Raw genomic sequence first — 13110 nt, forward strand, 5'->3', positions numbered from 1 at the left:
TAGATTTTATTCTTTTTATGATATTTTCAATACTAGAGACTTATGCAATGTTTTTTCTGGCTTTCAAAATCTTCAAAATTGATCTATATCATAAAGAGATGGTGTTTGCTAGTTTTATTATGGGCTTTTGTTCTTATACAATTAGGATCAACTATGGGATTTTTCCATTAGATATTTTCTCACAATTTGCACTAATGTTTTGTTTTATGTGGATGTTATTCCGGATTCATCCCTTCTACGCTTCAATATTAACCGGGATGGCCTATCAAGCTTACTCGGTGATTCAAGCCAGTATTGTGTATCTATTAAACTCTGTAATGTCCATGCCTCTAAATACTTCGGACCCGATTACAAAAAACATAATGACAATGCAGATTTTATCAGCATTAGCCGCGATTCTCATTGGTATGTATGTGGGCTATAAACGTATTGGATTTGACTTTGTACCTGATAAACCCGATGTAAAAGTCAAACCAACAACTAGTGAAAAAATATTATTCGCTCTTAATCTTCCTACAGTAATTGTCGTTACTTTATTCACCTACTTTATTGAATCTAATTTCTTTTTCTTGATCCCAATTTTCTATGGGGTAATACTATGGGGATATCTATATTTCTCATACAAAAAGGACAGAAATAACTATGAGTCATTTAGCACTTAAAATTGTTGAGGTCATTAAGAAAAGTAATCCAGAGCAATCGCATTCAATTGAAATCATGCATTATGCCCTTAGCATTATTCTGAATACTTTATTCATTATTATGACTTCTTTATGCATTGGCGGGCTCACTGGACAGCTAAAGGAAACATTCTTAGCCTTATTCAGCTTCATGCTCCTAAGAATGTCATCTGGTGGTGTGCATTTAAAATCCGCAAGAGCCTGCAATATTGTATCTATCTTTATCTGTTCACTGATCCCTCATATAACTTATCTAATACATAACCATTTGATTTGGATTAATCTTTTTTCTTTACTTGTAATGATCTTATGTGCTCCGAATCCTGATGCTAATGCCCAAATCCCCAAAGAATGGTATTTGGGTTTAAAGCTACTTTCCATAATTCTGGTTTTTTTAAATTTTCGGCTCCATTCGCCTGTCATTGGATTGGCATTTTTAGTTCAATCCTTTACAGTCATAATCCCATTACAAAGGAGGACAATCAGATGAAAAAAAACTTAGCTCGTTATGCTTCTAACATTTTAGGTACTTCTGCTACTGTTTTTGCAACAATTCTGAAACCATTTGCTCACAGCCCTGAGATTCCAAAAGAACTGCGCAAGTAATTAAACAAGGATGGGGAAACGATGCGTGTCTTACAGAAAGACGGTTCCTCTAGTGATATTCTAGAGGAAGATATATTGTATTTCTCGAATTATAAGAATACAATATTCGTCCATACGAAAGAAGGCGAATTTATTCTCCCCACCACGCTTTCCGATCTTTCCGTAGCGTATGAGGGTAAGGGATTCGAACGCCTTGACCGCAGCAATGTCGTCAATATCAACAACATAGAAGGCTATGATCCCGGGCGGAAGATTGTATGCTTTAATCAAGGTACGCAGTTCACTACTGTTTCGGAATCCAATGAACCTCGCCTTAAGAAGTATCTTGCTTCACAAAAGAAAAAACCGTCAGAATAAAATTCAGTTTTTTAATAATCCCGGCATGTTCACGCATGCCGGGATTATTTTATTAAAAACTGAAACTTTTTAGCAATTTCCTCAAAATCGCACATTATGCCATAATAATCCTCAAATGTAAAGATAAATTCGTAGGATGAATGACAGGAGACGGATCCTATTCCAAATGATACCATATAGATAAACCTATAATAAAAACAATTAATGATGGAGGATCATAATGAATTACTATTTTCATCCCTCTCCACGGCCCTCATCTCTGGAATCTATATCTGACGAGGATTTACTAAGAATCTATGAGCTAGCGATTGATGCCCATGCGTTACCGGATTTCATTGAAATTATTAAAGAGATCATGAGAAGTAGAAATCTCATAGATTCTGAAAATATATAACATCCCCTTCCCCATTAAATTCACACTGACGCATGGTACACATTTTTCTTCAGCTTCAACCAACAATAAGCTCCTTAGGTCGCCTTAAGTCAACTACATTAACATAAAAAAGGTAGAGCCTCCGCGGCCCTACCTTTTTTATATGCACATATGATGGTTAATCTGAGATAAAAATAATGCTCTATTCTGTAATTTCTGTTTTGAAAACATTTTCCAATTTGCCGCCTAGTCTTTTCTTCAAGGGAACTTTAATATCTCTGCCCAATTCTTTAAAGAAAGTTTCAACATCACATTTCACATTTTTTGCAGTTGCGATTACCGCACCATCACCAACAATGTTTTGATTCGCTTCAAGAGGAACATCAACTTCGATGTCATACTTTTTGGATAATGTCTTGATGTAACGTGCGAAGATCTCCAGCAATTCCTCGTTATTAAAATTCTCTATAGCGACTTTGCCCTTGCTGGTAAACTTCATGTTAATTTTCATTATTAATATCCCCTTTTCTGTCAAACCATTTTTAGTTGTTAGTTTATGGATCAAGATGAATAGATGGCTGCAAGAAAGGGCAACATTCATTCATTTTTGAGATCATTAGCACAAGGCATACATTATTTATAAGCACCCTTTATTTGTTGTACTTTAAACTGAGTAAATTCTTTAAGTGCTTGTATGACCTGATCCTGTTCCTCTTCCTTCAGTTCATAAACGCACTCCCGTAGCCACTCGCCAAATAGAAAGGCTTGACGCCCTTTACGGGGGCTCTTTCTTAAGGAGTCGAGGTTACCCTCAAACTTATCGTTCAGGACATCGGTCAGATTGTATTTCTCAATCTTCTCTATTACCATTCCTGCCCCATATTCCGTTTCGTAAACTATAACTTCATTCGAATCAAAGGAAACGTACGATGTTTCTTTCCCTTCCTTCGCTCTGAATTCCTTAAGCTTGTTAAAGGCTGTCTCGTAGATGTAATCTTGAGACTGTTTGAGCTGTGGCAGCTCATATCCTTGCTTCAAGGTCTTGATATATTCAATATCTGGCATATAATCTGCCAAATGGTACATCCGATTCTTCAGATCCGTTCCAAGCGCTTCAATGATCTTGTCCAGATTGTCTTTAAGCGGAATGCTCTCTCCACGTTCGATTTTGCTAAGCTGTGAGTAACTTATACCGCTCTTTTCTTCCAGTCCTCTTAAGGTTAACCCTCTCGTCTTTCTGATGTGCCGAATGAAATTACCCAGCTCATCGGGATAGTTCTCAAAATCATTCATGGGAGTCACCTCCCTACTATCATAACACAACATAACAATTTGTGTTGGCTAATAACAATTATTCCTTGTTTTTACTTGCCTCTGAAGAGTAATTCCCAGTATTCCACGCCCAATATAACCCTATCTTTACAAAATACCGGAAAAAGACTCAGCGCTCGTCTGTAAGGATTTGGAATATGCTCGTTACTCGCCTCAGTTTTACTTTCTGCTTAAGCCCCATCCATCTTCTTGGTCTTACCTTCCGCTTTCTGCTCACTTTACTCACCTGGCTCACTTGGCACACTTGGCTCAACTAGCTCACCTGACTCACCTAACTCAACTAGCTCACCTTGCTTACCTAGCTCACTCAATTCTACCTCATCGGACCGAGGAGACCTTATTAAGCTGATTTCAGCCATTCTGCTCATCTATCGGACTCAGATGCAGCTATTCATTAAAATATATTACGATTCCGGGCAAAAGTATGACAATAAGAGCTATGGAGTCCGAAAATTTGGAAAAATGGACCAAAAAGTTAAAATAGCGGCAATACAGTCCGTTACGATCCCAAACCATCGAGGCTATCTGTTAAAACAAACTTTCTTGATAAAAGTAGCTCGTCCGAGCAGAACTTACCAAGTGTGAATCGCTGTTGGCGTACTTTAGCTTTAGCGTTCCTCAGCGAGCGTGTCTTAGCCTGCCTCAGCAAGCGTGCCTTAACTTTCCGTTCTCCATTTTCCCTTCTCCAATCCTTTGTGTCTCACTACCTGTTTTTACTTTTAATTCGCTTTCCCCCTCTGTGTACATGCGTGCGTACCCTGCACATATCCAACTAATCGAATTATCAAAAAAAACAGCCAGTCCCCATCAACCTGAGACTGGCCACAATCATTACTCCATAACACTCAGCAGGTTGAGGATCGTCTGTGCACTTTCAGCACGTGTTCCGTTTTGGTTCGGTGCAAATTGTCCCTCAGCCCGTCCTTGCATCAAACCAAGTCTGTACACTTCGCTGATTGCCTCTTGAGCCCACTGTGGAGCATAACCAATATCGTTGAATGCCGAAATGTTACGGCTAGCTACAGATACATTACTCTTCGCGTAAGCATATGCACGAGCCAGCATTGCAGCCATCTCCTGGCGGGAGATCTTCGCCTCCGGTTCAAACTGTGAAGCAGTCTGGCCGTTAATCACTCCAGCTTGTTTGGCTAACCCTACTGCTTCTGCATACCATTTATCTGCAGGTACATCAGCGAAAGCAGGTTCCGCTCGACCTTTCAAGCCAAGCGCACGAACTAACATCGCTGTGAACTCCGCCCGTGTAACCGCACGGTTCGGATCAAATTGGTCCGCAGCAACACCTTGTACAAGTTGTTTTGCCGCAAGCTGCTTCACAGCAAGGTAAGCCCAGTGATCGGACTTCAAATCTTTGAATGTTTTATCAACTTCTAAAACAATGTATTTACTAAAATGACTGACGGCAGCAGATAGATAACCATTCGTCCATGTACTGCTCATATATTCTAATTTACCCACGTCTTCGATAAAATAAATTCCTAATAAGCTTCGATCTACATCTGCACCGACCTTATAAGAAATCATAATCGGCTCTGCAAACTGTCTTAACGAGAAGGACTGATCATTTTGTGTGAATATGCTAAGCGACCATTCCCGCAGATCACTTTTCGCCCGCAATTGTGCACCCGCAAGTGTACTTGCACGAGTCAACAGGCCCACTGCTGTATTATCAGCTACAGGTTTCAGCCGTAGCGAAATCGTACTCTTGGCAAGAGCCTCAGCTGAGATTAGCTTACTTAGTTCTGCCAGTACTGTAGCAGGAATCGTAACGGATAAATCCTGCATAACCACTCTAAGCGGTGCGTGTCCAAGCAGCTCTGCTGCATTGCCTGGCAAAAGTAATTCCGTAACCGCCCCATTAACAGAAACCACAACTTCACCTTGAGCATTCTTGCTCTCTGACAGTTGAGAAGCCGTTATGGTGACTACGCCCGTTTGTGCTGATGCCGACGGAGTTGGTGTAGCGGTTGGCGTTGGTGTCACCGCAGGTCCCGGCACCCAAGCACCCGGCGTTGATGTTGGCTCTGGACGTGGTGTTGGTGTCGGTGTCGGCGTTGGTGTCGGCTCTGGGCTTGGTGTCGTACCCGGCGAGCCCTCAGTCACTATCAGAATATATTCAGTGCTCAAACCGTTATAAACAGCGCTGACTTTTGTTGTACCAGCACTCAGAGCATGAAGTTCTCCAGCCTCACTAATCATTGCAATGGAATGATCAGATGTATCAAAGATTACTCCCTCGAACAATTCTTTCTTGCTGCCGTCACTGTATACCGCCTGAACAACAACGGAGCCAATACTTCCTTGTTCCAGCGAATCCGGCCCATCCATCGTTATTTCTGTAAGAATAGGTGCTTCATCATTTGTTACTACAAGGTTATACTCCGAGGCGAACTCCCTATAGGTTACTGAAATCACAGTGGAGCCTTCCTGATGAGCCTGAACTAAACCCTGATCATTGATCGTAGCAATATGTTCATTCAAGCTGGAATAATGAAGTCCATCTAATATTGCGGTACGTTTCCCAGATGCGTAGACAGCTTCTGTTACAGATTGGTCGACTTCTTCCGGTTTAAGCTGTCTCTTTCCCTGAAGCTTAATTGCTTGCAGCGCATCTACAGTTATCGTACTTTCGGCAAAAATATTCGGGTAACCTGCCACTGTGACTCTTATCTTAGCTGTCCCTGGCTTCAATGCTGTAACCAAGCCATATTCATTTACAGTAACAACTGAGTCTGCCGTATCAGGAACGATGGTCCAAAGCTTTGTCAGATGATTAGCCTCATCCGGCCCCACCTTAGCTTGCAATTGCAGGCTAGCCCCAGGCTCAAGCTCTACAGCAGTTTGATCCAGCGTAATGGATTCCGGAACCAATTTGCCGATTACTAAACGGTCAATCTCAACCCCGTCTACTGTTCTTGCGGTAACCGTAATCTCGTTCTTCTCAATCTCAACAGCCGTATAGATTTGCTCATCTTCGTCATATATTTTTTCCTGCCAAAAACGTGGTGTCAGCGCATAGAACTTAGGACCCGAGGAACCGCCGATAACATACCGAGTGCCTTCGCCTTCTGCAACCTGTTTACCCTCCTTCATCGGAAAAGTTCGCAAATAGATATGATCATGACCGTTCATGACCAAATCTACGTTGTGCTTATCAAAGACCGGAACCCACTTCGCTTGTACCTGCTCATTCGAATAGATGCTGCCGTACGGTCCTTGATGGAAAAAAATCACCTTCCACTTTTTATCTGTAGCGGAAAGATCCTGATCCAACCACTCGGCCTGTTCAGTAAACGGACTACCTGAATGCTCTGTATTCATAACCACAAAGTGCGTATCCTTAATATCAAAAGAATAATTCGTACCTTTTACGCTCGCCGCACCGTTTTGCGGGTTATTGAATTGCGCCAGATAATCCCCATCTCCATTGGTTCCCATCACTTCATGGTTCCCGATAATCGGAACAAGTGTGGTATTCATCAGCTGCTTTTGAGCTGCATCAAACCACCAGTTCCACTGCTCTTGTTCAAAGCCCTTATCCACCATATCTCCAGCATGAACCAGCATTTCCGCATCCGGCATATACGCGTAAGCCGCTTCAATCGTATCTCCCCAAAGACCAAAACCAGCCTTAGAATCTGCTTGGGAATCTCCGATAAACAGGAATTTTGTAGAAGTGTCCTCACCACCACTTGTAACAAAAGCTCCTTGCTCACTTACATTTGACTCGCCATCACCCACACGATATACATATTCCGTTCCGGGGGTAAGCGCAGTGGCCTCCGCTTTATGAACTCGCATCGTTCCGTCATTGTTGGTGTTGTAAATTGAACTGCTGCCGGTAATTTTTATTACATTCGCAGCTTGAAAGCTTGTAAACTCCGCTTTTTTCACAAGTTCTACTACAGTATCCATGGTCAACGGTTCTGTCTGCCAAGTGAACTGGCGAGAAGTTGCTGCATCTTGGCCCATCGTAACATTAACATTACGCGGAGCTGCAGTAGCGTCATATGGAGCAACCTTGAACGTCATTACAGGACTATAGGTATTTCCTTTTACCGCCTGCAATTTAAAAGTTCCTTCTGCTGAAGTGACAAAGTCAGTAGTTAGTGTTCCACTTGCCCCTGAAGCAACACCTTGTACCTCCACTCCATCGGACAGCAGCTTTGCTCCTTCAACGACACTTCCATTCAGATCTTTTACCGCAAAAGATGCATCAAAGCCCTTCGCAAGATCATAATGGTTCCAAGTGAGCATCAACTGTGTCTTCACAACAGATTCAACAGCTGCTCCAATAAAAGAAATAGGAACTCCAGTACCCTCTGTAGAAGTTACCGATCCGGATGTATTTTCAATTACAAAAGCTTTGCTAATATCTCCAGCCAACTGCTCCTGAGTGTAGGGACCCACAAAATCATTTCGAACTGTATATTGAATTTGCCCGATGAGATCCGTATCTCCCAGATTGGAGGAATTGATATTCGTTAAGTTAAGACGCACAGTGCCCAATGCCGGATCAATGATGGACTCCACTTGTGTTTCTGATAACTTATTCCCCCGAATTACCTGCAAATCTTTAACTGCAGCCGGATTAAAAGCAAACGTAAGATTTCCTTCCTTCAGCTTGCTCGCTTTCTCTGCCGTTACGTCCAAAGTGTAGGTGTTGCCGGCATATACTACTTCTGGTGTTTTGTATAAATAGAACGGAGAGCCCAAATTTACTGTAAAATACCATTCTTTTATCGTCTGGTTACCGCTCAAATCGCGGATGGCAACTTTTACTTTATGACGGCCTTCTGTAAGTGGAACCTTTGGTTTATAAGTGATCTGACCTTTTGGAGGATAAAAGCCATGCTCCACTAATTGATCGTCCACATATACTCGTGTTTTGTCAGGATCGATTAAGGTCGTTCCCGGATGCACTACTGGATCATAACCATCATCCTCACCATTGACGGAAAGGGTCGGTGTAGCTGTTTTGACAATTTCGTTCACGCCAGGATATGCATCTTTAAGAATAGGAGGTATTCTGTCCTCCTCTAGCGGGCCATAAATGGCACGAATATCATCAACGTAAATAGCTCCCGCACTCTTATTAAGATTGCTTGTCTCCATATAGCGGACAGGCATATCCATCGTTAACGGGGTGGTTTTCCCCTTAGGAACGGATACTTCGACGTATTTCCACCCCGTCCAGTTCACACCATTTACCTGATCAGTAAAATCCACAGGCACTGCCGCATTATTGCCCTCCCGAATCTGTCCCCGCAGCCAGTGCTTTTTGCCATCTCCGTAGATCCACATACTGATCTTTTCAGGATACCCCGGAATCTGAATCCGATTGGCGGTTGAGCTTGCGGCTAAATAAGCACCGGATGTGCCTGTTTTATTAACAAAATCATATTCCAGCTTCAAGGCTTTGTCCCCGTTGCGGACAAAATCCAGATCCGACACTTCCTGAATCGCCACGCTGTTAGCTGCTGCACTAGAGGCTATATATTTATCAATGCCATTCTCAAAATCCTCCAGCATTACAGGCGGTAACCCCACATTTACTTCAAAAGAGGTCTCAACGTCCCTGTATTTAGCATAAATCTTTCCGTTTTTCCCGTTCTCACTCGTCGCCTGAAACAGACCCTTCTCGTCCACGGTTCCGATCTCGCCCTCAACCCGCCATTCGAAGCTAGGGTTGTCAGCTTGAATCACTTGTCCATTACGTAGCGCCTTCACAGTTAATTGTGCAGCAGCACCTGAAGAATAAGTTTTGATCTCATCAGGAAACCTAAGCTCTGTAAGCTTATCTACAACCTCAATTTCAGCACTGCCTTTGACTGCCCCAGCCTCTACAATTACATTTCCTGTGCCGGCAGTGATTCCTCCGGTGAAGACTCCGTTCGCATCGACAGTACCAAGGTTAGCGTCCACCTGCCAATTCAGCGTACCCGAATAAGGCGCCAGATGGCCGTTCTCGTCCACTCCTGCCGCTTTGAATATAAAGCTGGAGCCTTGCAAAATACGTTCCGTATTCGGCTGCACAACCAGCTTAGAAGCCGAAGGTTGCTCAGGGGCTGTATTGACAAGCAATAAACCGTTACCGGTTTTACGCTCGTAACCATCTGAGCCCTGATTCATCATTCGGACACCAGATGTACCCGGCATTCTGGCCACAAAAGTAGAAGAACCGCCACCATCCAGATTCATGGCGTTCACTACGCCCATACCCTTCAGAATGTTGCCAAGCTCATCGGTATCTACGCCCTCACTAAAACCTGGCGATCTTCCATCCACTTCGAATAGAACGAGACTTCCGTCCGCTTTTGTCCCAATGGCTGTCCGCGGATGAATTCCTAAAGGCCCTACGCCTTGTTGAACTACTCCGTCTTTTACCAGCGGCCCTTCGCCGCCAATGGCTACCTTCACATCATTCCATTCTCCGCTAAGCGCAAAGGTTGCAGTAACGTTATCGCCAACCGATAACCCTTGCAGAACAGCACGGGACGTACCCTGGGCAGATAAAACCACTTTTCCTTGGGAAAGCGGCGTATTGCCTTGATTGTTGCGGATTTCAGATACCTTCAGCTTCAAGGTCTGGCCGCTTTTCACTTCTCCCTCGACAATATCTAGAACAACCTCGTCACCCTCATTGGTTGACTTTGTAGTTGTATTATAATCTTCCGTATAAAGAACCAGCTCATTCGTATTTCGATAACGGTTGATGCTAGTCAGATTGGTTGTTTTTCCATTTATCGTCACGTTTTTGGTCAGCTTCGGCACCCCATAAATCGAGCTGCCATCTTCTTTTAAACCGAAAGTAAAAGCTGAAATCGAGCTGTTCAGGATTACACCCTCATCCATAAATAACCCATTAGGAACACCCGTAGCAAAACCGGAGATTTCATAGAAATCACCATTGATTCCTGCGATCACTCGGTTTTCAGGTGAATCCGCATACGTGGCCATTTCTGTAACGCCTTTCATACCGTATACCTTTCCATCCTTCGTACCTGCCCGCAGCTCCAAATTTCCTTGTTGCGGGTTGAACTCCACTGCATGTATCTTTTGTAAACCACGATCATTCTGGAGATCCATCCAGGTATACATCGCCCCAGGTGCAAGCTCTGTTTGGCGAACATCAATAACGGTTCCGTAGTCTGTTTCTGGTAAATCAGAGATGGAAGCGCGAACAATTGCCCCCGGTTGTAACAACGAAATCAACAAAACAAAGATAACAACAACATTAATTTGCCTTAGATACCTTCTCACTGTGTTGACATCCTCCCCACTTGGCTGTCCTAATATCGATCTGAGCTTGGACAACATCATAGGGTTAATATTAACTAGGAAGCGTAAAGGTTAGATAAAATTTACCAAGGCATACTGTTAACTTCGTCTAATCATTTCATCAAATTCATGCTTTAGCCTGTTGATAAATCTCCGGGCGGTCTGGGAGGTCTGTTTTGAAGCAGAGACAATAGCTCCTGAATATTTCGCACGGGTATCTGGTGATCGTAACTCGATGGTTTTCATGAAGGCAGAAGTCATCTCTGATATTTTTAGAAACGAATAATCCAGACCAATTGTGATGGCCAGTCCTTCTGCAACTGCATTCTCAATCGCCCGTGTGTTGTTACTTACAAAAAGCAAATTGATCGGCCCATAGCCAGATAAATATCGCTCTACATAGTCCTTAATGTAAGGATCATCGTATAAAACCAACGTCTGCCCCACTAACTGATCCGGTGTAAGGATTGAATTCAGGGCTAGCGGTGAGTGTGGATGTACACCAACTACAATTTTTCCTTCCATTAACCGTTCAAACTTAACCCCCTTATATGTGTCAGGCATTCCCTCCGGTGAGACCATAAGTCCAATGTCCATTTCATCCTGAAGTACATTATCCAGAATTTCTTTGGGTCCTTTTTCAAAAATCTCTATTTTCACATTTGGAAAATCTGCCTTAAAACTAGAGATTACCTTCACCATCAGATGCATGGGTCCAGGTATCGTAGCAATTTTCAAATGACCACTTAACGTATCGCTGTAAATCTGTGCTTCTTCTTTTAATTCATTTACTTTCATCAGGACTTCATTTGCTTTGCTAATAATGGCATTTCCTTCTGCTGTGGGAACCGCCTTTTGCCCGCGCGAACGGATGAACAAAGTAACTCCCAGCTCAGCCTCCAGCATGGTAATGGACTGACTCATTGCGGATAGAGTGATATGACGATTCTGAGCTGCTTTGGTTAAAGAACCAATCTTTGCGACTTCTACAATATTCTCGCATTGCTCCAAATTCATTTGAATCACCCCTTAAGTTAATCTTTACTTAATAACTATTAAATTTACTTAAATTTTAATTAATTTAGACAAGTGTTACAATGTAAATAAGTTAGTAAGTAACCAATTTTACTATATCAACTTTCATTTCTAGTATAACTATATTTCTTGAGGAGGAAACTCAAATGACAGACAAAAGAGTAGCCGTAATAACAGGTGGAGCCAGTGGAATCGGGAAACAAACCGCCATTAAATTTGCAAGTAAAGGTGATCAAGTTGTCGTTGCCGATTTCAATCAACAATTAGGTGAAGAAACGGTAGCACAAATTATTAAAGAGGGTGGCGAAGCAATTTTCGTCAAAACAGATGTTTCCAAATATGAAGATGTCGAAGCGCTGGTTCAAAAAACTGTAGATACTTATGGAAGAATTGACGTTATGTTCAACAATGCCGGGATCGGCCGCGTCACTCCTGTACTAGACCAAGACCTTAAGGATTATCACAGTGTCATTAATGTCAATCAGCATGGTGTAGCCCATGGGATTATCGCTGCTGGTAAAAAAATGCGTGAGCTCGGCATCAAAGGTGTGATCATCAATACAGCTTCTGTATTTGGATTCCTAGCTTCCCCAGGTACATTCGCATATCACGCTTCCAAAGGTGCGGTCATTATGATGACTAAATCCGCAGCACTTGAACTTTCGGTTCATGGCATCCGCGTGCTTGCCGTTGCTCCAGGCGCTGTAGATACGCCAATTATCCAAGGATATAAAGATCAAGGAATGGTTGACCAAATGAAGAGCAAAGTAATGGGTAACAAACTAACATTACCTGAACAAGTTGCAGACACTGTATACTTGCTCTCCTTACCAGAAGCTAGTGCAATTAACGGTAGTGTTGTAATGGCTGATGAAGGTTATGCTTCATTTAAATAAAGTATAGGGTGAAAAAAATCCAAGGCTTCCCTCGAGGGAGGTCCTTGGATTTTTTTAAAGTATTCAATAGATACACCCTACTCCCAAGTCCTCTGTTCATTAATCTCCAGCTTACGTTTAAACGCCTGCTCCAGATCAATACCAAGTTTATTGGCCAGATCAAAAATATTCCACACCACATCGTACATCTCATATCCCAAGTTTTCTTTCCGCTCCGCATCTGGATGAAAAGATACCGACAAAACCTCTTTGGACAACTCCCCAACCTCAGTCATTAAGTACAGCATTCTCTGCTCAATGGTGCTGGTATCAAACCCTTTGATTTCACTGAACTCCTTAACATACTGTTGAAACTCTGCTGCATTCATTTCCTTACGCCTCGCTTTTTGGTATAAAGTTATGTAAAGTAATTATTCCTGCGTATTTACCAATTATCATCCTTTTGATCTAAGAATACAAACTCTCCAAGACTTTGCTGTTTATTAGACAAGAACGCTCTCACAATGCCATAAAAAAGAAGCGATTCCTCATT

At 42.6% G+C, this 13110-nt stretch carries 9 protein-coding genes; 4 read left to right on the forward strand and 5 right to left on the reverse strand.

The window, feature by feature from the left end; translation table 11 throughout:
- The first annotated feature begins 206 nt into the window (after positions 1–206).
- From NST94_RS20890 to NST94_RS20900, 3 genes are all read left to right on the forward strand, one after another.
- On the forward strand, positions 207–662 hold the full coding sequence (locus NST94_RS20890) for a hypothetical protein (protein ID WP_143765049.1): 456 nt from the start codon (positions 207–209) through the stop codon (positions 660–662).
- Positions 663–1166: 504 nt separating this feature from the next.
- On the forward strand, positions 1167–1286 hold the full coding sequence (locus tag NST94_RS20895) for a cyclic lactone autoinducer peptide (protein WP_139330034.1): 120 nt from the start codon (positions 1167–1169) through the stop codon (positions 1284–1286).
- A 21-nt stretch (positions 1287–1307) separates the two neighbouring features.
- A complete protein-coding gene (locus tag NST94_RS20900) occupies positions 1308–1643 on the forward strand; it encodes a LytTR family DNA-binding domain-containing protein (protein ID WP_036676016.1) in 336 nt (111 codons plus the stop codon).
- Positions 1644–2218: 575 nt separating this feature from the next.
- Here the strand turns inward: NST94_RS20900 and NST94_RS20905 are convergent.
- The 4 genes from NST94_RS20905 to NST94_RS20920 form a co-directional block, all read right to left on the reverse strand.
- Positions 2219–2527, reverse strand: coding sequence for a hypothetical protein (locus tag NST94_RS20905; RefSeq protein WP_036676014.1), 309 nt, complete (start codon positions 2525–2527; stop codon positions 2219–2221).
- Between the two features lie 122 nt (positions 2528–2649).
- Positions 2650–3309 (reverse strand): helix-turn-helix transcriptional regulator, encoded by a 660-nt coding sequence (locus NST94_RS20910; protein ID WP_036676012.1) that lies wholly within the window; start codon positions 3307–3309, stop codon positions 2650–2652.
- 870 nt (positions 3310–4179) lie between these two features.
- A complete protein-coding gene (locus NST94_RS20915) occupies positions 4180–10629 on the reverse strand; it encodes a phosphodiester glycosidase family protein (RefSeq protein ID WP_339281223.1) in 6450 nt (2149 codons plus the stop codon).
- A gap of 117 nt (positions 10630–10746) precedes the next feature.
- Positions 10747–11664, reverse strand: coding sequence for a LysR family transcriptional regulator (locus NST94_RS20920; RefSeq protein WP_076134485.1), 918 nt, complete (start codon positions 11662–11664; stop codon positions 10747–10749).
- 164 nt (positions 11665–11828) lie between these two features.
- Here NST94_RS20920 and NST94_RS20925 point away from each other — a divergent pair, with 164 nt between their 5' ends.
- Positions 11829–12578 carry an SDR family oxidoreductase gene (locus tag NST94_RS20925; protein WP_076129478.1) on the forward strand — a complete coding sequence of 250 codons (750 nt, stop codon included), beginning with the start codon at positions 11829–11831 and terminating at the stop codon, positions 12576–12578.
- Positions 12579–12655: 77 nt separating this feature from the next.
- On the opposite strand, the gene NST94_RS20930 is transcribed toward NST94_RS20925, so the two are convergent.
- Entirely contained in the window at positions 12656–12946 is a 291-nt protein-coding gene (locus NST94_RS20930) for a MazG nucleotide pyrophosphohydrolase domain-containing protein (protein WP_036676004.1), read from the reverse strand.
- Positions 12947–13110: the final 164 nt, after the last annotated feature.

The sequence above is a fragment of the Paenibacillus sp. FSL H8-0282 genome, assembly GCF_037963825.1.
Lineage (GTDB): Bacteria > Bacillota > Bacilli > Paenibacillales > Paenibacillaceae > Paenibacillus_AQ > Paenibacillus_AQ odorifer.